This is a genomic window from Amniculibacterium aquaticum (assembly GCF_003852705.1).
In the GTDB taxonomy this organism is placed as follows: Bacteria; Bacteroidota; Bacteroidia; order Flavobacteriales; family Weeksellaceae; genus Amniculibacterium; species Amniculibacterium aquaticum.
In genome coordinates this window covers 1-23121 of sequence record NZ_REFA01000018.1, presented here as the reverse complement: position 1 = coordinate 23121, position 23121 = coordinate 1, and the positions used below count along the sequence as shown (strand labels likewise).

Genomic DNA, 23121 nt, shown 5'->3' with positions numbered 1-23121 from the left:
TTAATTTAGTTTAGAATCCTTCAAGGATTTTAAATCCTTGAAGGATTGAGTTCAAAAAAAATTACTTCAACAGCAAACTCCCATCGCCGTAGCTCAAGAAACGGAAATTATTTTCCAAAGCATACTGGTAAATTTCCTTCCATCTTTCCCCAATCAATGCCGAAACCAAAAGCAGCAAAGTCGATTGCGGCTGGTGGAAATTGGTGATCAGACCTTTTACAATTCCAAATTCATAACTTGGGGCAATGATGATTTGGGTTTCTACGGAAAGCTCGGTTTCCTTGCGTTGTTTTATCCATTCGATCAAGGCCGAAACCGCATCTTCGGCACCGTGTCTTTTCATGCCTTCGTAAGGTTCCCATTGCGTCACCTTCAGTTGTTCGAGGCTGATGTTGGGTTGGTTGATGATTTTATTTCCCATCCAATAGATGCTTTCCAAAGTTCGTGTGGAAGTTGTCCCAACGGTGATGATCTTCGAATTTATTTTTGCTAGAAGTTGTTCAAGAAAATCTACAGAAATATTCATCACTTCGGCATGCATGTTATGACCGTCCATGGTATCGGATTTTACGGGCATAAAAGTTCCGGCGCCAACATGAAGTGTGGTGAACAATTTAGAAATTCCTTTCCTTTCCAAACGGTCAAAAATGTCAGGAGAAAAATGCAAACCGGCTGTGGGAGCAGCCACCGAACCTTCATTTTCCGAGTACACGGTTTGGTAGGTTTCCTCGTCGTGTTCGTCGGCAATCCTTTTTATGTAGGGTGGGAGAGGCGTTACTCCGGCAGCGTCAATCACTTCGCCAAACGAAATATTTTCAGGTGTCCAAGAAAATTTCACCACATAGGCATCACTTTGTTTTTCTACAATTTCCACAGAAAGTTCAACCGCAATCCCGTTGATGTCTAGGCTTTTGGTCAGTTGTTTTTCTTTCCATTTTCCGACTTTCCCGATGAGGCAAGTCCACAATGCGCTTCCTTTTTGTTGGAAGAAGGCTTCGTAGTGGGCATTTTCTCCATACGGTTCTAGACAGAACACTTCAATCACCGCTCCGGTGGGTCTTTGGAAAAATATCCTGGATTTGATCACTCGGGTATCGTTGAAAACCAGAACCGTGTCTTCTGGAAGTTGTGAGTCTAGATTTCTGTAAATATCTTGGGAGATTTTCCCGTTTTTGTACACCAAAAGTTTGGAGGTGTCTCTGGGTTCTGCCGGTGTGTAGGCGATGCTTTCGTTGGGTAAATCGTAGGTGAAATTTTCTATTTTTAATTCTCTGGGATGCATGGCGCAAATTTCGGTAAAAAAAATGAATTGGTTGTTGGTTGTTGGTTAATAGTTGTCGGTTGTCGGTTGTCAGTTGTCAGTTCCCCAAAAACTAAAAACCAAACACGAAACATTAAAAAATCCTATCTTTGCACCATAAAAATTTTAACATGAGCAATAGACCGATTTCTGAATTTTTAGAAAAGTACTATTTACATTTCAACGCTGCGGCTTTGGTAGATGCTTCCAAAGGATATGTAGCTCACCTGAAAGACGGTGGTAAAATGATGATTACCCTTGCTGGGGCAATGTCCACAGCGGAAATGGGGAAAATTCTTGCGGAAATGATCCGTCAAGATAAAGTGCAAATTATCTCTTGTACAGGAGCCAATTTGGAAGAAGATGTGATGAATTTAGTCGCACATTCCCACTACAAAAGAGTGCCTAACTATAGAGACCTAACTCCAGAGCAAGAAAGAGAACTCTTGGACGCTCACTACAACAGAGTTACCGATACTTGTATCCCGGAAGAAGAGGCTTTCCGTAGATTGCAAACGCACCTGGAAGATGTTTGGCATGCTGCCGAAGACAAAGGTGAACGATATTTCCCACACGAATTTTTGTACCAAGTAGTAAACTCCGGAGTGTTGGAGCAGTATTACGAAATCGACCCTAAAGACTCTTGGATCGTGGCTGCGGCAGAGAAAAACTTGCCCATCGTAGTACCTGGATGGGAAGATTCTACCACGGGGAACATCTTCACTTCCAATGTCATCAAAGGAAAATTACAAGCCTCTACCGTAAAATCCGGAATCGAATACATGATTTTCCTAACCGAATGGTACAGAGCAAACTCCGAAGGAAAAGGTGTTGGTTTCTTCCAAATTGGTGGCGGTATCGCCGGAGATTTCCCAATCTGTGTGGTACCGATGATGTACCAAGATCTGGAGTGGGAAGATGTACCTTTCTGGGCGTATTTCTGCCAAATTTCGGACTCTACCACTTCTTACGGATCCTATTCCGGAGCGGTACCGAACGAGAAAATCACTTGGGGGAAACTGGATATCGATACACCAAAATACATTGTAGAGTCGGATGCCACCATCTGCGCACCACTGATGTTTACCTACATTTTGGAAAATTCTTAGTAGAAATTCTTTTCCCAAGAAAAACAATCCACCTCAGCAACGCCCAAGTTGTTGAGGTTTTTTTTTTGTAGCCGGGAACCTGCTTTCCGTTGCAAGTCCTCGCCTCCATTGCTTTTCCCAAGCTTGGCTGTGGGCTTTCCACTGCAATCAGGGCTAGGGTTTTCGTCTGATTTTCAAGGTTTTCGCTTGATGGAAAAGTTCGTCAACCGTTCAAAAGTGTTAAATTTTACTCTTTATCTAATTGTCGTATTTTATTTATCCTAATCGTTGCATTTTTGCCGCTTAGGTTTATATTATTCACTTTTTTGTGAAGCATTTGCTTCTTTTCTAAAATATTTTCTTTTTTCTTTTGTTTTTTGTGGATATTATTTTTTATATTATTGTTAAATAGAAGGGTGTTTTCTTGAAAACTGTATTAAATTTTGTTTACAAATGGAGGTGTTATTGAATATTTCATATTTTTGTTTTGTAAAAAATTATTATTTATGCTAAAACAAAATTTATTCTATCGGCTTTTTGCCATGATTCTCCTCCTTTTCGGTGTATTGGGTTGGTGACAAACAACGGTATCTCATACCTTTACTGCAACTTCTGGTGATATAGATCCTAATATTGCGTTTACCACGCAGAAAAACGCATCTTCAAATAATCCCGCATTTAACACTGGAGATAATACATTAAGATTTTATTATGCAAGTAATAGTCCATACAATGGTGGTTCTATAACACTTACTCCTAAAAATGGGGCTACAATTACAGGTTTTAAACTTACTGCAACTTCAGGTTATACTCCAACGGTTCGATATCAGATAGATACAGAGGCTGTTGCAACTACCAACCACTCTGCTATACCAAGTGGGACGACCTACCCTGTGACTGGTATAAGTGCAGGTTCAAAATTAATTATCAGAAATGCTAATGCTTCTAATACTCAGTTAAGACTTACAGGGATTGAAGTTACTTATACATTGCCTGTTACTTGCACCTCTCCCGCAACGCAATCCACGACATTTTCTTCCACTAACATAAGTACATCTTCTGCACAAATCAATTGGGTCAGAGGAAATGGCGACAATGTATTGGTGGTGGCTAGAGAAGGTTCTGCCGTTAATGCTGCTCCTGTAAGTGGTACAAGTTATGTTGGAGACCCGGCTCTAGGTTTGGGCGACCAGATTGGTACGGGCAATTTTGTGGTGTACAACGGACCTGCAAATACGGTTACCCTAACCGATTTACTGTCCAACAAAAATTATCATTTGGCAATCTACGAGTACAACAACACAGGAAATTGCTACAATACAACAAATCCTTTGGTTGGGAATTTTACGACATTGGCTGCTCCGGCTGCATTCTATCGTACAACAGCTACAGGAAATTGGAATCAAGCTTCTACTTGGGAATCTTCAGTAGATGGAGTGACTTGGACTGCAGCAAGTAGTACTCCAAAAAATACAGACAATACCATTACCATTAGAAATGGACACACCGTTACAATTAATTCTTCTATAACAGCCGACCAGATTGTTATAGAAAACGGAGGTACATTATCAACTACTGCAGGTTTAACTCTTAATGATGGGGCAGGTGATGATGTTGAAATCCAAAATGGAGGTATTTTAATTTTAAAAGGTTTACCCACTTATCAAACTTCTGCCTCAGTAATAGTGAAGACAGGTGGTGTTATCAGTTTACAAGCGGGAAGTTTAGTGGGAGCAACTTCTGTTTTGCACACCAAAACAATTTATGAAAATGCATCTGTATTGGATTGGAATTCAACAGGTACTCCTGCAGCATCGGGAGTAACATATTTTCCAAATGTAGATGATTCTACAGTACCCATTTTTAGATTTTCAACTAATGCGTTAAGTATGGGAGGATTAAATCCAACTACCATCAATGGTATTGTGGAAATTGTAAATGGAGTTACAGCTTCTTGGGCTTCAACTGGAGTTAAAACAATTCGAAATGGAATAACTGGCGCAGGTACTATGACTCAAAATACAGCAGGTAAAATTGTATTTAGTGGTGCAAATTCATCAATCGGAGGTACTGCAACATTAAATTTAAATGAAAATAACGGTTTAGAAGTATCCGGAAATCTTGTAATAAATGGAACACTTGCCTCAGGTAAGGTTACCAACGACGGTACCATCACGGTAAAAGACGGTGCCAACTTCAAGCACAGTTCGTACAGCGGTTCGGGTACATTTACCTTAGAAAAAGCCACTACGGCAGATGCCAATAAATATGTATTCTGGTCTTCGCCGGTAGCTGCACAAAATATGTACAGCATCTATACTTCGCCTTCTCCGTTTGTTATGGCATACAATACGGCTACCGATTACTACGACACGCTTGCCAACCCAACTGCTGCTGCGTTTGGTACGGGGTATTCTGTAAAAGTGCCGGTAGCACAAGGTTTGGCCACCTTTACTGGGACGCCTAACAACGGGACGCAATCCGTAACCATCAACAATACCACCAATTCCAATGGCAATGCCTACAACCTGATCGGAAATCCGTATCCTACCAATTTGGATTTGGCAGCGTTTTACTTGGAGAATTTATCCAATGTAGGAGAGACTTTCTACTTCTGGAACTCTTCAACAGGAAACAATACAACACAGACGGGAGCTGCAACAGGTAACCCAGGTTGGGCGGTGTACAATGCCAATACCACCACTTGGAGTGCTGCTGCCTCTGGTAGCAACGAAATTATTCGCCCGGGACAGGCCTTTATTGTGAAAGGACTTACGACTTCTGTTGTTTTTAACAACGACATGAGAACGACAACCAATACGGGAGTTTCTTTCCTTAATAGAGCTGCAAATACGACAAACAATGGAAAATATTGGTTGCAAATGACCAACCCTGCCAATACCTATACTACCATAGCGGTTACTTACGGACAAGGAGCCAGCAATGCTTTTGATGCTTATGACTCTAAAATGATGTCGATTCCTAATGATGCCATCTATACAACGGTTTCCGATAAAAAATTGGCAATCCAAGGTAGAGCCGATTTTGTGAATACCGATATGGTGGTCTTGGGTAATAAATTTGCCGCTGCAGGAAATTATACCATTTCTTTGGCAAAAGTATCCGGATTGTTCGAAAATGGACAAGCCATCTACTTGAGAGACAAACAACTGAACACTTATACGGACTTAACTTCTCAGGCTTATACCTTTGTTTCAACCACAGGTGAGTTTACCAACCGTTTCGAAATCGTGTACCAACCTCAAGGTTCTTTGGCAACTGCAGAGGTGAAAAAAGACGAACTGAAAGTGTACAGAAATGCAGAAGTATTTGTCGTGGAAAATTCTACGAATATAGATGCTGTTGTGGTGTTGGATGCTGCTGGTAGAGTGGTGAAGTCTCTGAAACCTCTAGCGAAAAAAGCTCAATTCGAACTGAATACAAAAGGCGTTTACCTTGTAAAAGTAATCAGCGGTGGAAAAGAACAAACTAAAAAAATTATTAAATAAAACAATATGAAAAAGATACTATCACTCCTATGTCTTTTTGGATTTTTTGCAATGAATTCCTTACAAGCAGGTATTTTTGATGACGAAAATCCAAGTGATGAAGAAATGGCTGCTTACAAAGAGTACCAAACCATGGAAACCGATCCTGGAGCTCCGGGTGATGCTAATCCATCTCCCATCGATCAGTACATTCCTGTTTTGATCTTGGTGGCAACTGCTGTTGCAGGGTACGCAGTAAGAAAGAAAATTTCTCTTTCAGAACAATAAAAATCTTAATTTTCAAAGAAAGACTCACGAAAGTGGGTCTTTTTTTATGCTAAATTTGTGTTAGAAATTTCACAACAATATGGATGCTTATTTTAAAGAATCGGTTTACCAAATCAGTCGTTCTATCCCCAAAGGAAGGGTGAGTACTTATGGCGCGATAGCCAAAGCCGTAGGCTATCCCAACCTTTCCAGACAGGTGGGAATGGCGATGGGTCTTTGCCCAAAAGATGTCCCTGCCCATCGGGTAGTGGCGGCTTGTGGTGTGCTAAGGGTTGCTGAATTTCAAGAAAAATTAGAAGCTGAAGGTATAGAAATAAAAAATATGAGAATCCAAAATTTCAAAAATCTATTTTGGGATCCTTTGTCGGAAATAAAAGATCCAGAGCTTTAAAACTCTGGATCATTTCGATATGAAGAAGTGATTTGGGTTTGTGTTTTAAAGCTTTTGGAAACTTCTTTGGATAAAATCCGTAAGCTCTTTTCCTTTTAACAAATTCTGAGAAAGTTTTGCTAAATCTAAAGCGTACCCAATTTTGGCATTTTTCTCTTCGATATTTTCCGTTTTTAGGATTTCTGTAGCCAAGTCCGAATTGGCGTTCACCACCAAATTGTACATTTCCGGGAAGTTGCCCATCCCGAACATACCGCCACCACCAGTCGCTTGCATGTCTTTCATCCTGCGGATAAACTCCGGTTGGGTAATCATAAACGGCGTGTCTGTAGAATCTAAATCTTCCAACTGAACGCTGAATTTTTTATCGTTAACCGCTGTTTCTACCTCTTTTTTCAAAGATTCTTTTTCAGTATCGTTCAATTTTGCGATAACCGGTTCGTCCTTTTTAATCAAATTGTTGATATGATCGGCATCTACTCTCGCAAACTGGATTTTCTCTTTTGCAGATTCCAATTTTTGGATCAAATGCGGAACGATTGGCGAATCCAACAACAAAACTTCATAGCCTTTTTCTTTAGCTGTTTGGATGTAAGCGTGCTGTGCATCTTTATCCGAAGCATAAAGAATTACCGTATTGTCATTTTTGTCGGTTTGGTTGGTTTTAATTTTTTCTACCAATTCATCCCAAAGATAATACTTCCCATCCGTTGTTGGGTACATCGCAAACTTGTCGGATTTTTCGAAGAATTTCTCCTCGGAAATCATCCCGTATTCAATCACGATTTTGATGTCGTTCCATTTTTGTTCGTAATCTTCACGATTTTGGTTGATGAGAGACGACATTTTGTCTGCCACTTTTTTGGTGATGTAAGAAGAAATTTTCTTCACTGCACCATCCGCTTGTAAATACGATCTGGAAACATTTAATGGGATGTCCGGAGAATCGATCACGCCACGAAGCAACATCAAGAAATCCGGAACGATGCCTTTTACTTCATCCGTCACGAAAACTTGGTTTTGGTACAATTGGATTTTATCTTTTTCGATGTTTAGATTGTTGCCCAATTTAGGGAAATACAAAATCCCCGTCAGGTTGAACGGATAATCCACATTCAGGTGAATGTTGAAAAGCGGCTCTTCAAACTGCATCGGGTACAACTCGTGGTAGAATTTGGTGTAATCTTCTTCGGTGAGTTCAGATGGAGCTTTGGTCCACGCCGGATTGGGATTGTTGATGATGTTGTCCACCTCCACAGTTTCGGGTTTTGCATCTTCGGCAGCACCTTCTGGTAAAGGAAGTTCTTCGGTTTTAGTCCCGAATTTAATCGGCACCGGCATAAATTTGTTGTACTTGGTCAGGAGTTCTCTAATTCTGAACTCGTCCAAAAATTCTGTAGAATCTTCCGCAATATGCAAGATGATTTCTGTACCTCTTTCGGTTTTATCGGTTTCTTCTAGGGTAAATTCCGGGCTTCCGTCGCAAGTCCATTTCACGGCTGGAGCGTCTTTATAAGATTTGGTGATGATTTCTACCTCGCTCGCCACCATAAAAGCCGAATAAAATCCTAAACCAAAGTGACCGATAATCCCTGAATCTTTTGCTGTGTCTTTGTATTTTTCCAAAAACTCTTCGGCACCGGAAAATGCCACTTGGTTGATGTATTTTTCCACCTCTTCTGCCGTCATCCCCAAACCTTGGTCGATGATGTGAAGGGTTTTGTTTTCTTTATCTATTTTTACTTCAATCTTCGGGTTGCCGTATTCTACTTTGGCTTCGCCGATGGAAGTAAGATGTTTTAACTTTAAAGTTGCATCGGTAGCGTTAGAAATAAGTTCTCTTAGGAAGATTTCGTGATCGCTGTACAAGAATTTTTTGATGAGTGGAAAGATGTTCTCCACCGAAACATTGATATTTCCTTTTGCCATTTTATGTTGGATTTCTATGTTATATTTTTAGATTAAATTTTCCAAATCTTCACAAAAAAAATACCATCTTGTCAAAACTGACAGAATGGCATTGAATATTGAATCTCGTTTGATATATTTGCTAAAAAAAAACAATTGATGATTTTTAGAAATGATATTCAAGGACTTCGTGCCGTCGCTTTTTTATTGGTTTTTTTCTTTCACCTCAATTCGGCTTGGCTGCCTGGTGGTTTTCTAGGGGTCGATTTGTTTTTTGTGATTTCCGGTTATCTAATCACCTCAATTATTGTCAGCGATATACAAAAAGATCGGTTTTCTTTTTGGCAGTTTTATGTCAAAAGATTTTTTAGAATTGTACCCGCTTATCTGGTCATGATTCTTTTTGTAACCCTTTGCGGAGCTTTTATCTATATGTATGTGGATATGAAATCGCTGAAATACTATCTGAAAAATTCGTTCTTTTTCATGTCCAATACTGTTTTTTCTAATGGAGAATCGTATTTTGGAGCTAAATTATCTGAAAATCCACTTTTGCACACTTGGTCTTTGGCTATAGAAATGCAGTTTTATCTCTTGCTTCCCATGTTGGTGTATTGGGGAAGGAAATATTTGTCCTACATTTTTGTGTTTTTAATCGTGCTTTTTCTTTCGTATTCTACTTTTCAAATTTACGGACGAGGTCAACAAACAGAAATGTATTTTTCACTTTGGGCCAGAATTCCGGAATTTCTCATAGGTGGTTTGTTTGGTTTGTGGTTTAAAAATGGTTTGGATCTTGGGAAAGTAAAAAACAATATTCTTTCAGTCCTAAGTTTGATAACTTTATTGACTTGTTCTTATTTTATTACCGAGAAAACTCTTTTTCCTGGTGTTTTGGTAATGTTGCCATGTTTGGCTTCCGCCATGTTGTTGGTTCTGAAATCTCATTGTTTAACTTCAATTTTTACCAACAAATGGATGGTGAAAATAGGGGAATATTCCTATTCGCTCTACCTTTGGCATTGGCCAGTGATGGCTTTTATCCGTTACAAATACGAGAGTTATGAATTTACGCCCATTCAAATTGCAATTGTGATTGTTTTTACGATTTTGATGTCTTGGCTTTCTTATCGTTTTGTAGAATCGGTTTTTAGAAAAGTTTCTTATAAAAAAACACTGACCATTATTTCTGCAAAAGGAATTGTTGCTCTGGGATTCATTTATTTTTTACCCCAATTGACTGCACAAAACGCCATTCCGGATTATTTTTCCAAGCCGATTATGGGCAGGTCATCGCATTATGAAGGTAAGGTAGAAACGATGGGTGATACAACAAAAAATGATAAGATTTTATTGATCGGTGATAGCAATGCCTTGATGTTGAAACCGTTTTTTAATCAGTTGGGAAGGGAAAATGGTTTTTCATTTAGGACTTTAACTTGTGATGCTTTTCCGGCATTGGAAGGGGTGAGGTTTGAAGATGCAGAACCTACTCAAAAGAAAATGTATGAATGGTCCAGGTCTTTGGTCGCGAAAACAAAAAATGAGGTAGAAAAGGCCGATGTTATTTTTCTTTGTGCCATTGCATACGATATAAAACCATCGGTGAAAGAAGCGATTGATCATTTTTCAACCACCATTCGTCCGGATCAGAAATTGGTCCTTTTGAATAGTTTTCCGACTTTGGATATGAGTCCGCTTCGTTTGAACAACAGTTACATGAAAAAGATGAATGATGAATTTCAGGTTTGGCCAAGAACAAAAAATTCTGAAATAATCCATGAAATCATAAAAGGAAAAAAGAATGTCTTTTTTTATGATATTGGAAAAAGTAAAATTTTTGAAAAAGCACCTTATAAAAATGACAGCATCATGTACTACGACAAAGGACATCTCAATACCTTTGGTTCTTTGTGCTTGGCAAAAGATTTAAATTCGGATTTCATGCAATTTCTAAATGGGTTAAGAGAAAAAAAATAGGAAGTCAAATTTTGACTTCCCTTTTTTTTATGCCTTGTTCTTCAACGCTTCTTTTATTTTGTTTTCCAGTTCTTCTTGCAGTTCTGGATTGTCTTTTAGGACTTCTTTCACAGCATCTCTACCTTGTCCCAATTTGCTGTCTTCGTAGCTGAACCACGATCCGCTTTTCTTAACGATACCCATATCTACGGCAGCATCCAGGATTTCTCCTACTTTGGAAACACCTTCTCCGTACATGATGTCGAATTCCGCTTGTTTGAAAGGTGGAGCGACTTTATTTTTCACGATTTTTACTTTCACACGGCTACCAATGGCTTCGTCTCCGTTTTTGATTGGTGCTGCTGCTTTTCTGATGTCCACACGAACGGAAGCATAAAATTTTAGAGCATTTCCTCCCGTTGTGGTTTCAGGGTTTCCGAACATAACTCCGATTTTTTCTCTCAACTGGTTGATGAAAATTACGGTACACTTCGTTCTGGAAATGGTTGCCGTTAATTTTCTAAGTGCTTGAGACATCAATCGGGCATGAAGTCCCATTTTGGAATCTCCCATTTCGCCTTCAATCTCTGCTTTTGGAGTAAGTGCAGCAACCGAGTCAATCACCACAATGTCAATAGCTCCGGAGCGGATCAGGTTGTCGGCAATTTCCAAAGCTTGCTCTCCGTTGTCCGGTTGTGAGATGATTAAGTTGTCCAAATCGATGCCTAATTTTCCTGCATAATTTCTGTCGAAAGCATGTTCGGCATCAATAAAAGCTGCGATGCCTCCTTGTTTCTGAGCTTCTGCAATGGCGTGTAGGGTCAGTGTGGTTTTACCTGAAGATTCTGGACCGTAGATTTCGATGATTCTTCCTTTTGGATAGCCGCCAATTCCTAGGGCGATGTCCAAGCCTAGAGATCCCGAAGGAATGACTTCGATGGAATCGTCGATGGACGAATCGCCAAGCGTCATTACCGTTCCTTTTCCGTAGGTTTTATCTAGTTTTTCTAGCACCAAACTCAGTGCTTTTTTTTTGTCTTCTATGTTGCTCATCTGTTGATATTATTTGCCAAAAATACACAATTATTCATTCAAAAAAATGGAAATGTGGATAAAAAAATAACCTCTCAAATCGTCAAGAGGTTATGGATATGAAGAAATAAAGATCTCTTATAAAGTGGATGAATGGTACAATAAGTCGGTCAGTTTATTGGAGAATCCGGTTTCGTTATCGTACCAAGAAACGATTTTTGCAAAGTTTGGAGAAAGCATCATTCCTGCATGTTCATCAAATATCGAAGCTCTTTTGTCGCCTACGAAATCTTGTGAAACCACCATGTCATTGGTGTAGCCCAAGATACCCTTCAAAGCGCCTTCTGATGCATTTTTCATTGCTGCACAAATTTCTTCGTAAGAAGTTGCTTTTTCTAATTTAACGGTAAAATCGACTACGGAAACATCAACGGTAGGTACTCTAAACGAAATTCCGGTTAATTTTCCGTTAAGCTCAGGAATTACTTTTCCAACGGCTTTAGCGGCTCCTGTTGTGGATGGGATGATGTTGTTCAATGCAGATCGCCCACCTCTCCAATCTTTCATGGATACTCCATCCACCGTTCTTTGTGTTGCAGTGGCTGCGTGTACGGTTGTCATAAATCCTTCTACAATACCAAAGTTGTCGTGCAAGACTTTAGCAACCGGTGCCAAGCAATTGGTTGTGCAGGATGCGTTTGAGAAAATTGGGGTGTCTTTGTTCAGTTCATGATGATTGATACCCATCACAAACATGGGGGTGTCGTCTTTGGATGGTGCAGAAAGTACCACTTTTTTAGCTCCAGCATTTAGGTGGGCTGTTGCGGATTCTTTGGTTAAAAATATCCCTGTTGATTCTACGATGTAATCGGCACCAACTTCATTCCATTTGATGTTGTTGGGGTCTTTTTCTGCTGTAATACGGATGGTTTTACCGTTTACAACCAAGTTGTTTCCTTCTACATGGACTTCTCCGGAAAATCGGCCATGGACAGAGTCGTATTTTAGCATGTAAGCCATATATTCGGCATTGATGAGGTCATTAATTCCTACGACTTCTATATTGTCTCTTTCTAACATGGTGTTGAATACCAAGTTGCCTATTCTTCCGAATCCGTTGATCCCTACTTTGATTGTTGACATAATTTTTTTGTGTATTTAATTTCTATTTTATTTTATAAGGCCAAAACTTCTGAAATTAGAAGCAGGTCTTGGTTGATTTCGTTGTGTTTTTTGATGGCATCATCAATTGGGGTGTACACCAATTGGTTGGCCTGTATGCCTGCCATAACATTGGTAAGGCCTTTTAAAAGTCCAGTGACAGCACCGAATCCCAATCGGCTTGCCAATACGCGATCGGCACAACTTGGTGATCCTCCTCTTTGGATGTGACCCAATACCGAAACCCTGATGTCGTAATTGGGAAATTGTTCTTTGGTTTTTTGGGCCAATTCAAATACATTGCCCAATTTTTCGCCTTCGGCAACGACAACAATACTGGAGTTTTTTCCTCTTTTTTTTGCCTTTTCAAAGCTGTCCACCAACTGATCGAAACTGTCGTTTTCCTCCGGTATTAAGATGTCCACTGCTCCTGTAGCAATTCCACTGTTCAGCGCAATAAAACCGGCGTCCCGACCCATCACTTCAACAAAGAAAATCCTGTTGTGTGAGGTTGCCGTATCTCTAATTTTGTCGATGGCTTCCATGGCGGTATTCAGAGCCGTGTCGAAACCTATGGTATTGTCTGTACCGAAAATATCGTTGTCTATGGTTCCTGGGACTCCAATGACTTTGATGCCAAATTCTTCTGCAAAAATTTTTGCACCGGTAAAGCTGCCATCTCCACCAATGCATACCAAAGCGTCTATTCCTTGATCTTTGCAGTTTTGAAAGGCTTTTTGTCTTCCTTCATACGATTTGAATTCTTTAGATCGAGCCGATCGAAGAATGGTGCCTCCAAGATTAATGATGTTGCTCACGGATCGTGGTCCCATTTTTATAAAATTCCCTTCTATTAAACCATTAAAACCTTCTCGGATACCGATGCATTCTAATCCATAAAAGTTTGCTGTTCTTACTACCGCTCGTAGGGCAGCATTCATTCCTGGTGCGTCGCCTCCAGAGGTTAAAACACCTATTTTATTTATGATTTTTTCTCCCATATCTTTATTGTACTAACAAATTTAAGAAATATGAATAAGAATTCATGTTAAGATTTCGTAACACCAATCAACTTTCAACAAATGTTCGTTGAACGGTCTATTTCGCTCCACGAACTTTACATTTTTTTCTACAAGTTGTTGTATAATATCTATTTGTGAATGGATTTTTTAATCTTTTTTCATCTAATTAAAAGCAAAATAGAATTTATTTTCAAATTCTTATATTTGAAATCTAAATAAAGCAGAGAATTTTTAAAGTTATGATCTATTCATTAAGAGGAATTGTACAAGAGCTTAGTCCTACTTATGCCGTTGTAGAAGTGTCTGGGCTGGGATATTTTGTTGGGGTTTCGGTACAGACTTCTCAAAAGTTATTTCTTGGGCAAACTTGTTTTTTATACACACAGCAAATTTTTAGAGAAGATGCGCATCTCTTGTTTGGATTTTATTCTCGAGAAGAGAAGGAAATGTTCAACTTGCTTATCGGTGTGAATGGAGTAGGTCCGGCATCTGCACTCATCATGCTGTCTTCGTTGAGCATTCAAGAAATTGCATCCGGAATTATGTCCGGCAATGCTCTGATGCTTCAAAAAGTAAAAGGAATAGGCGCGAAAACGGCAGAAAGAATCATTGTAGAATTGAGAGATAAAGTACAGAAATTTGGTGCAATCGATGCAGCTGCAACGGTAATAAACAATAAAGTGAAAGACGAGTCGTTATCTGCTTTAGAGATATTAGGTATTCCTAAAAAAACCAGTGAAAAATTGGCCGATCGCTTGTTAAAACAAAATCCGGATCTTTCTGTGGAAGATTTGGTGAAACAAATATTAAAAAACATATAAGTTTTGGTGAAGAAAAAATCCATATTCTATAAGCTCCTTTTTTTAGTCTTCGTATCTTTTTCTGTTGCAGCTTTGGGACAGAAAAAGCCGGTTGTTGATAGTACTTATGTAAAGCAAAAGTACGAATTGCCCGATCCTACCACCTACGATGCCTATTTTGATATCCCGTCTGGGATGTATTTTGTATATCCAAAAATTGGAAATGTCATTTCCGGAAACGCCATTTCCATGACGCCTGAAGAGTACAGCGAATTTATGCGGTTGAAGTTGGCAAAAGAATATTACAAAGAAAAGTCCAACAAGTACAATCTAATGTTCAGAAAGGATAAATCGGATGCCCAAAAGAAAGGATTGATCCCAGCACTTTACATTAAAAATAAATTGTTCGAAAGCATTTTTGGCAGCAATAAAATCGAAATTATCCCCAACGGCTTTGCCTCATTTGATATTGGAGGTCTGTATCAGAAAATCGATAATCCTCTTATCTTACCACAAAACCGAACCAGTTTTGCATTTGATATTCAACAAAGAATTCAGTTGGGATTGTTAGGAAAAGTAGGTGAAAATCTTCAGCTAAAAGCCAATTACGATACCCAAAGTGGTTTTGCCTTTGAAAATAAAATGAACATGGTTTGGCAAGCCAAAGGGACTTGGAAAGATTTGCAACAAAAAGGACTCAACGATCCAACAACGGGAGGCGAAGACAAATGGCTGAAAAGATTAGAGTTTGGTAATGTCAACATGCCGCTTTCTACCTCGTTAATTCGAGGGTCGGAGTCTTTGTTTGGTCTGAAATCCGAATTTCAATTTGGGAAAACCAAAGGTACACTTGTCCTTTCACAACAACAAGGTGAGGCTAGAAATATCGTGGTGCAAGGCGGTGGCGTGATGAACACCTTCAAAGTAAATGCCGTAGATTATGAAGATAACCAACACTATTTCTTAAACCATTATTTTTTAAACAATTACGATGCAGCAGTACAAAATTATCCGCTCATCAATTCAAAAATTTCAATCACCCGAATAGAAGTATGGGTTTTGGATCAGGGAAATAGCAACCTGAGTAACCAAAAAAGTATTGTCGGCGTAAGAGATTTGGGCGATGGATCGTCCGGCTATCCCAACAATTCGCAAAATAATTTGTACAACAGTATCGTGGCATTAGGTCCTGGACTTAGAAATGTGGATACCTCCTACAACACCATCAATGGACAATTGTTGCCCAATGCAAACGGGGGAACTGAAAATTTTGTTGACGGTGAAAATTTCATCTTCAACAGAAAAGCCAGAAAACTGAGTCCAAACGAGTTTTCTTACCAAGCGCAGTTGGGATACATCTCCCTAAACCAAAGACTGAACGACAATCAATTGTTGGCAGTGTCTTATTCATTCACGGTGAACGGATCCAATACGGTCTACAAAATTGGAGAGTTTTCTGAAGAAAGTCCCGTAATTGTTTCAAAATTATTGAAACCGAATTCCATTGTGAAAACCACATCTCCAATGTGGGATTTGATGATGAAAAACATCTATTCTCTCAACACCAATAACCTGAACAGAGACGGTTTCTTACTGAATGTCTATTACCGAGATGCACAAACCGGAGGAAAGGTGAACTACCTCCCAAATACGCCCGTGCAAGATAAAATATTGTTGAAATTATTCAACTGGGACCGACTGAATACCAATAACGACATCCAACAAAGTGGTGGTGTCTTGGGCGATGGGATTTTCGACTTTGTACCTGGAGTTACCATCAATCCAGATAACGGGAAACTAATCTTTACCAAAGTTCAGCCTTTTGGTTCGTACATGGCTTCGGTATTAGGAACTAACGACCCACAATATGTCTATTCCGATCTTTATTCTCAACAAAAACAAGTGGCTGCACAAAGCAATTTGGCACTACGATATACTTTGGAAGGCCGCTTCAAGGGAACACAAGGTCAAGGGATTTCTTTGGGTGCCATCAATGTACCGCAAGGTTCGGTTAAGGTAACCGCCAACGGCGTTCAGTTGCAAGAAGGGGTAGATTTTACAGTGGACTATATGCTAGGAACGGTAAATATCATCAACGAAACGGTGAAGCAATCCGGACAAGCCATTAATATTTCTTTGGAAAATCAGTTGACCTTCAATACCCAAAGAAAACGATTTATGGGACTGAATTTGGAAAGAAAATTCAATGAACATCTAACCATTGGCGGAACGGTGGTCAATTACAGAGAAGTGCCACTAACCCAGAAAGTGAATTTTGGATCAGAAGCGGTGAACAATACCATGGCAGGGATGAATATTTTGTACAACAATCAATTGCCTTTCCTGACCCGATTGACGGACAAAATACCGTTTGTGAATACTGAAGCTCCATCCAATATTAATTTCAGAGCAGAAGCAGCCTATCTTTTGCCGGGACAAAATAGCGGTATCAACGACCAATCGTATATCGATGATTTTGAACAAACTTCTTCAAAAATTTCTTTGAAAGAACCCAATGCTTGGTCTTTAGCATCCAAACCGGAGAAAAACCAAAACGATCCTTTGTTTGCAGGTGCCGGTGCTGCCAATTCCTTATCCAATGGGAACGGAAGAGGCTTGTTGACCTGGTACAATATCGATCCACGATTTTACGGAGTGGGCGGAAAAGCTCCTTCGGGTATCGATGCAGCAGCCGTTTCTAACCACATTTCCAGAAGGGTGAAAATGTCCGAAATCTACAACTACAAAGATTTTGTAGCCGGAGATCAAACCTTTACCAACACTCTGGATTTGTCGTATTTCCCGGCAGAAAGAGGTCCGTATAATGTGAATCCAAATTCAGAATCTACACAACAACGATGGGCAGGACTTATGCGCCCGATAACGGTTTCTAATTTTGTGAATTCCAACATTCAATATGTAGAATTTTGGATGATGGATCCCTATGTAGATGGCCAACAGTTGGGTACTGCACCAAAACTTTTATTGCAATTGGGTAATGTTTCGGAAGATGTACTAAAAGACGGAATGATGCAGTATGAAAATGGCTTGCCTACACCGTCTACACCTGCAACGACAACTACAAATTCCAATTGGGGAATTCAGCCAAAACAAAATCCTATTTTGTATGCATTTTCCACCGAGGGTGCAGACCGTACCGCACAGGATTTGGGTTATGACGGCTTGGATGCCACAGGCGAAGCTTCTAGATATGGGATTAGTTTTACCAACCCCATCACCAATCTAGCCGATCCGGCATCGGACGATTTTGTATTTTATCTCTCGGATCAATTTACCGGTGCCATGGGATCTTCGGTAAGACAACGATACAAGTATTTCAGAAATCCAGAAGGAAATTCCAAGAGCAATTCTATGGAAGTGGCAACACAGACTCCGGATGCCGAGGATCTTAACCGCGACTATAATTTGGATCAAAACGAAAACTATAACCAGTACAACATCGACCTTAGCCCTACAAGTTTGGTATTGGGACAAAACCATATCGTGGATGTAAAAACGGTTCCGGTAACTTTCCAAAACAACCAAACTTCGACCTCTAAATGGTATTTGTTCAGAATTCCGGTGTCGGATTTTGTATCGGCAACAGAAGGTGGCGATGCCGATCCTGCCATTTTGAACAACATCCGTTTTGCCAGAATGATTGTGAAAGGTTTTGATCAACCTTCAACACTTCGTTTTGCAACCATGGATTTGGTGCGTTCCGATTGGAGGACTTACACCAAAAATATTGCAAAAGACAATTCGACATCAACCAACGAAGGCACTTTTTTAGTTGACAATTCCAATTTTGATTTGGGATCGGTTAATTTAGAAGAAAACGGACTGAACCAGCCGCCGTATGTTTTGCCTCCAGGAATTGAAAGACAGGTACTGAGCGGAACTTCCGGAGCGCAACGACAAAACGAAGCTTCGCTTTATATGAAGGTCAAAAACCTGGCTCAAGAAGCAAGAGGCGTATATAAAAATGTGAATTTGGACATGAGAAGGTACAAAAAACTGAAAGTTTTTGTACATGCAGAAAACCTAAACCAAGGTCAGACTTTTCCTGGAAATTACGATGGCGATGCCAAATTCTTTATCCGTTTTGGTAGCGATGCCACAGATAATTATTACGAATACGAAGCCTCGCTGAAGTACACCGACAAATTAGCGACTTCGCCTATGGAAATTTGGCCTTCCGAAAACGAAATGAATTTGGATGTACAAAATTTTGTTGATGCCAAGCTGAGAAGAGACAAGCAATTCTCCAACCAAATCATGAACCGTATCCAAGATATGGAATTTGGTGATGCGAATAGGAAAATATTCATCAAAGGTCGTCCGTCATTGGGAGGCATAACCACAATTATGATTGGGGTAAGAAACCTGAGCAATCGTGATCTTAAAAATTTGGTTTTATGGATTAATGAATTGCGCCTAGGCGAAATCGACAACAAAGGAGGTTATGCGGGGAATACCAGCTTGAATTTCAACCTTGGTGATTTTGCAATGGTGAATACTGCAGCCTCTTATTCTACTGTAGGCTTCGGAAACATCGACTCCAGACCTGCAGAAAGAAATCAAACGACGCAATCGGCATTTAACATCAATACGACCGTTAATGTAGATAAATTCTTACCGGAAAAATCAGGAATGAAAATTCCGTTGAATTATTCGTATTCTCAAACCATCGAAGATCCTAAGTACAACCCTTTGGATAACGATGTAGAGTTTGATAAAGCCAATAATAAAGAAGAACTGAAAAAAGTTGCGAGAACCTATACCCAACAACGAAGCATTGGAGTGGTTAATATGCACAAGGAAAAAACCAATCCGAACAGCAAACCAAAGTTTTATGATGTGGAAAACCTATCGGTAACTGCCGTGTACAACGACGATTTCTACCGTGATATTTACACAAAAAGCAACTACCGACAGTACCTAAAAGGGTATATCGATTACAACTTTAGTCCGAAACCTTGGGTCATTAAACCATTTGCTAAAGTTGGAGGGACCAAACCTTATGCTACAAAATATCTGAGATGGCTGAGAGAATTTAACCTAAATCCGGTGCCAACCAGATTGTCTTTCAGAACGGAAGTGGATAGAAATTATAACGAACTCGAGTTTAGAAACATCGATGCCTTGTTGAGTGGAAACGCCGGTGCCGATTTTGATGTCCTAAAAAATAGAAACTTCTACTTCGGGTGGCAATATGCTCTAGGATTTAACTTTACCAAATCACTAAAAGCAGAAGTCAATTCTGCCATGAGAACCATGAACGACAACCTGGATGTGAACGGCATGAACAACAACTCCATTTTCAAAGAGGTGTTCCGTGCAGGGAGACCGGTGTTGTACAATCATAAGGTGCAACTCAACTACAAACTGCCTTTTGAATATCTGCCGTACATGGATTTTGTAAATGCTGAGGTAGGATACGGGTTAACCTACAATTGGAACTCCAGATCGACTGCTCTTTTATCCAGTCCGGAAGGAAATTTGGGAAGCATCGGGCAGAATACCAATACCATCATGGCTACGGGTTCTGTGGATTTCCCTAAATTCTTGGGTAAGTTTAATTATTTCAAAAAAATATCCACCAAACTTCAGAAGAGAAAACAAGAAATGGACTCGCTGAATACGGCCTTCACCAAAGATTGGGAAAAGAAAAAGTATGTGCACAAACCGTATAAATTCAAGAATAAACTTACACCGTTGCAAAGCATAGCTTCTTTGTTTATGTCCGTTAAGCAGATTGACTTTAACTACAACGAAAACAACGGAACCATACTTCCGGGATTGCTGTCTGCGCCCAATTGGTACGGTTATGGACAAACGACAGGCGGACCTTCTTACGGATTCTTGTTAGGGTCACAATCCGATATCCGTAGAATGGCGATTGAAAATGGATGGGTAACAGGCTCTTCTCTGATGAACGATCCGTACTCTCAGATGTCCAATCGTAATTTTACCGCCAATGTTCAGGTGCAACCCATCAATGATTTTAGGGTAGATTTCAATGTACTGCACAACTATAACCGGACTTTTACCCAATCTGGATTTAATGTCGATGCCAATCCTTCAACACCGGAGTTTGATTTTTCTTTCGGAAACGATTCATTTACCTATTCCAATACCAGTTTTACGGCCAAAACAGCCTTCACAAACGGTAGGGATATCTACAACAACATGATTGAAAATTCAAAAATAATCTCTCAACAAATGGGAGGTACTTTGGATGCCAACGGATATACCCAAGGACACGGATTGGGCAATGCCTATGTGCTAATCCCGGCTTTCCGAGCAGCAATTGAAGGGCGATCTCCGGATGGACCTCTCAAAAATGCAAAGAAAACAGGCTTTCCTTTGCCTAACTGGAAGGTGACTTATTCCGGACTAAGAAATTTCCCATTAATCAACGGACAATTTTCTAAGTTCGACATCAACCATGCCTACACATCAACCTATACCGCAAGCGGAATACAGTCCAACATCGATTTCTACAACAATCCATCGGCTGTAGACATCAACGGTAATTTCATCAATCCATTTGTATATTCCCAAGTGGGTTATGTAGAAGCGTTTTCTCCACTTATCGGGATCGATTTTACCATGAGAAACAACATTCAATTCCGTGCGCAATACAACAGAGATCGTATGTTTATGCTGGGATTGGTCAACTCTACCTTAACCGAAGATTCCGGAAAAGAGTATGTGATCGGTTTCGGATACATCATCAAAGATTTTGTATTGGGCATGAACTATGGCAAGAATAAGAAAAACTACAAGAGTGACCTGAACATTCGAGGTGATTTTAGAATTAGAGACAACATCACCAACATCACCAATATCTTGCTGAACGACTCCCAAGTTACCGGTGGACAACGGTTATTTTCCATCAAGCTTTCAGCAGACTATAATGTTTCACAAAATCTTAACCTAAGACTTTTCTACGATCAGATGATGACCAAGTACAAAGTGTCAACAGCCTTCCCACTTTCTACCATCAGAGCAGGGATATCGGCATCTTTCACTTTTGATGGAAAAGGTTTTTAAGGTTTTTGAACAACTAAATTTGGACACATCAGTATATTTTAAATACATTTGTAAAAATAAATTATCTAAAAATGAATATACCAGCAGAATTAAAGTACTCTAAAGATCACGAATGGGTAAAGATCGAAGGAAATGTAGCAACAATCGGGATTACGGATTTTGCACAAAGCGAATTGGGAGACATCGTTTTTGTAGATGTTGATACTGTAGACGAAGATTTGGCGAACAACGATATCTTCGGAAGCGTAGAAGCAGTGAAAACGGTATCCGATCTTTTCTTACCGGTTGCAGGTAAAGTTATCGAATTCAATGAAGAATTAGAAGATCAACCAGAATTGCTAAACTCCGATCCATACGGACAAGGATGGATCATTAAAGTAGAAATCGCAGCAGATGCAGATCAGTCCGAATTGCTTTCAGCAGAAGATTATCAAGCTTTAATTGGATAATAACATAAAAATATTTCGTAAGATTTTGCCCATTTATTGGGCATTTCTTACCTATATGCTCCTAAAACCCGGAACAGAAAACCAAGAATACTTTTTTATGTTTTCTGGGGTCGACAAGGTATTGCATCTCAGTATATTCATTGTTTTAGGTGTTTTTTATCTTTTGGCATTTCCAAAAACAAAGACAACTCCCTATTTTCTCATCATGCTTTTCTATGCACTTCTCACAGAGTTTTTACAATATTATATGGATTTAGGTAGGCAAGCTGAGTTTTTAGACATCATCGCCGACCTACTAGGAACCGGGATTGCTTATATAGGTGTTCAAAAAATTAAAACATCATTCAGAAGTTTTTAAATCGATTTCATAATTAGTTGAAATCGATTTTTCATTTCCATACCTTTATCTCTCTACAATTTTTAGCAACAAGATTTCGTCACTCTTCATTACTCGTCCCGCTGTCCGCTGTATCTTTTGTGCCTGGGCTTTCCCAAGGCTTACAAAAGGATGCCGCTCCCATCGGGGCTAGGATAGAGGGACAGAGACCTCCAATCGGTCTGTGTGTTTAGTTTTATAGTGTTTGGTATATTTGATGTTTTTAACTTTTTTTCAATCAAAGTATAAAACAATAATATCTCTTTGATGCCCTCTCAAATATATTCCAGAAGAAAGATATTAATAAAACACTCCCCATCAATCAAACACCAAACACCATCAACCTTTTCCCCTCCTTCAAGGATTCCCCATCCTTGAAGGAGTTTATTCAGCCCACCAATAATTTCCCATCATTTAAAGCGATCCTACATCCCCATCAGCCATCAACCAAACACCATCAACCTTTTCCCCTCCTTCAAGGATTCCCCATCCTTGAAGGAGTTAATTCAGCCCACCAATAATTTCCCATCATTTAAAGCGATCCTACATCCCCATCAGCCATCAACCAAACACCATCAACCTTCCCCTCCTTCAAGGATTCACCATTCTTGAAGGAGTTTATTCAGTACCGCCAATAATTCCCCACCATTTAAAGCGATCCTACATTTCCATCCACCAAACACCAAACACCAAAAACTAAAAAAAAGGCCATCACAATCAGCGAGTTAAGAAAGATTTAAAAATAAAATAGGCGAAACGCTTGTTATTTAACATAATCTTTCTACTTTTGCAGTCCCGAA

Annotated in this window: 14 protein-coding genes; 9 read left to right on the top strand and 5 right to left on the bottom strand. The window is 39.7% G+C overall.

Features of this window, described 5'->3' with window-relative positions:
- Window positions 1-61: 61 nt before the first annotated feature.
- Complete coding sequence (locus EIY84_RS08725; protein WP_124642275.1) at window positions 62-1282, bottom strand: S-adenosylmethionine:tRNA ribosyltransferase-isomerase; 1221 nt, start codon at window positions 1280-1282, stop codon at window positions 62-64.
- Between the two features lie 149 nt (window positions 1283-1431).
- On the opposite strand from EIY84_RS08725, the gene EIY84_RS08720 reads away from it, so the two are divergent.
- The 4 genes from EIY84_RS08720 (at window position 1432) to EIY84_RS08705 (ending at window position 6555) form a co-directional block, all read left to right on the top strand.
- On the top strand, window positions 1432-2409 hold the full coding sequence (locus EIY84_RS08720; protein ID WP_124642273.1) for a deoxyhypusine synthase family protein: 978 nt from the start codon (window positions 1432-1434) through the stop codon (window positions 2407-2409).
- Window positions 2410-3281: 872 nt separating this feature from the next.
- Window positions 3282-5897 carry a T9SS type A sorting domain-containing protein gene (locus tag EIY84_RS08715; protein WP_124642271.1) on the top strand — a complete coding sequence of 872 codons (2616 nt, stop codon included), beginning with the start codon at window positions 3282-3284 and terminating at the stop codon, window positions 5895-5897.
- Between the two features lie 6 nt (window positions 5898-5903).
- Window positions 5904-6164 (top strand): hypothetical protein, encoded by a 261-nt coding sequence (locus EIY84_RS08710; RefSeq protein ID WP_124642269.1) that lies wholly within the window; start codon window positions 5904-5906, stop codon window positions 6162-6164.
- Between the two features lie 79 nt (window positions 6165-6243).
- Entirely contained in the window at window positions 6244-6555 is a 312-nt protein-coding gene (locus EIY84_RS08705; RefSeq protein ID WP_124642267.1) for an MGMT family protein, read from the top strand.
- A 45-nt stretch (window positions 6556-6600) separates the two neighbouring features.
- Here the strand turns inward: EIY84_RS08705 and htpG are convergent, their stop codons facing one another.
- Window positions 6601-8484 carry a molecular chaperone HtpG gene (gene htpG, locus EIY84_RS08700; protein WP_124642265.1) on the bottom strand — a complete coding sequence of 628 codons (1884 nt, stop codon included), beginning with the start codon at window positions 8482-8484 and terminating at the stop codon, window positions 6601-6603.
- Window positions 8485-8622: 138 nt separating this feature from the next.
- Between htpG and EIY84_RS08695 the strand changes: the two genes are divergently transcribed.
- Window positions 8623-10443, top strand: coding sequence for an acyltransferase family protein (locus EIY84_RS08695; RefSeq protein WP_124642263.1), 1821 nt, complete (start codon window positions 8623-8625; stop codon window positions 10441-10443).
- 27 nt (window positions 10444-10470) lie between these two features.
- On the opposite strand, the gene recA is transcribed toward EIY84_RS08695, so the two are convergent.
- From recA to pfkA, 3 genes are all read right to left on the bottom strand, one after another.
- Window positions 10471-11475, bottom strand: coding sequence for a recombinase RecA (gene recA, locus EIY84_RS08690; protein WP_124642261.1), 1005 nt, complete (start codon window positions 11473-11475; stop codon window positions 10471-10473).
- Window positions 11476-11592: 117 nt separating this feature from the next.
- Entirely contained in the window at window positions 11593-12597 is a 1005-nt protein-coding gene (gene gap, locus EIY84_RS08685) for a type I glyceraldehyde-3-phosphate dehydrogenase (RefSeq protein WP_124642259.1), read from the bottom strand.
- A gap of 32 nt (window positions 12598-12629) precedes the next feature.
- Window positions 12630-13616: a 6-phosphofructokinase gene (gene pfkA, locus EIY84_RS08680; protein WP_124642257.1), complete on the bottom strand. Its 987-nt coding sequence runs from the start codon at window positions 13614-13616 to the stop codon at window positions 12630-12632.
- 260 nt (window positions 13617-13876) lie between these two features.
- Here pfkA and ruvA point away from each other — a divergent pair, with 260 nt between their 5' ends.
- The 4 genes from ruvA (at window position 13877) to EIY84_RS08660 (ending at window position 22303) form a co-directional block, all read left to right on the top strand.
- Entirely contained in the window at window positions 13877-14458 is a 582-nt protein-coding gene (gene ruvA / locus EIY84_RS08675) for a Holliday junction branch migration protein RuvA (RefSeq protein WP_124642255.1), read from the top strand.
- Between the two features lie 6 nt (window positions 14459-14464).
- Entirely contained in the window at window positions 14465-21496 is a 7032-nt protein-coding gene (gene sov, locus EIY84_RS08670; protein WP_124642253.1) for a T9SS outer membrane translocon Sov/SprA, read from the top strand.
- A gap of 71 nt (window positions 21497-21567) precedes the next feature.
- A complete protein-coding gene (gene gcvH, locus EIY84_RS08665; RefSeq protein ID WP_124642251.1) occupies window positions 21568-21945 on the top strand; it encodes a glycine cleavage system protein GcvH in 378 nt (125 codons plus the stop codon).
- Between the two features lie 25 nt (window positions 21946-21970).
- Window positions 21971-22303: a VanZ family protein gene (locus tag EIY84_RS08660; RefSeq protein WP_124642249.1), complete on the top strand. Its 333-nt coding sequence runs from the start codon at window positions 21971-21973 to the stop codon at window positions 22301-22303.
- Window positions 22304-23121 lie beyond the last annotated feature (818 nt).

Bases quoted from the DNA above. Each gene is read 5' to 3' on its own strand.
- EIY84_RS08695 (WP_124642263.1), top strand. From the start codon at position 8,623: ATGATTTTTAGAAATGATATTCAAGGACTTCGTGCCGTCGCTTTTTTA.
- gap (WP_124642259.1), bottom strand. From the start codon at position 12,597: ATGTCAACAATCAAAGTAGGGATCAACGGATTCGGAAGAATAGGCAAC.
- EIY84_RS08720 (WP_124642273.1), top strand. From the start codon at position 1,432: ATGAGCAATAGACCGATTTCTGAATTTTTAGAAAAGTACTATTTACAT.
- recA (WP_124642261.1), bottom strand. From the start codon at position 11,475: ATGAGCAACATAGAAGACAAAAAAAAAGCACTGAGTTTGGTGCTAGAA.
- gcvH (WP_124642251.1), top strand. From the start codon at position 21,568: ATGAATATACCAGCAGAATTAAAGTACTCTAAAGATCACGAATGGGTA.
- EIY84_RS08710 (WP_124642269.1), top strand. From the start codon at position 5,904: ATGAAAAAGATACTATCACTCCTATGTCTTTTTGGATTTTTTGCAATG.
- EIY84_RS08725 (WP_124642275.1), bottom strand. From the start codon at position 1,282: ATGCATCCCAGAGAATTAAAAATAGAAAATTTCACCTACGATTTACCC.
- pfkA (WP_124642257.1), bottom strand. From the start codon at position 13,616: ATGGGAGAAAAAATCATAAATAAAATAGGTGTTTTAACCTCTGGAGGC.
- ruvA (WP_124642255.1), top strand. From the start codon at position 13,877: ATGATCTATTCATTAAGAGGAATTGTACAAGAGCTTAGTCCTACTTAT.
- EIY84_RS08705 (WP_124642267.1), top strand. From the start codon at position 6,244: ATGGATGCTTATTTTAAAGAATCGGTTTACCAAATCAGTCGTTCTATC.
- htpG (WP_124642265.1), bottom strand. From the start codon at position 8,484: ATGGCAAAAGGAAATATCAATGTTTCGGTGGAGAACATCTTTCCACTC.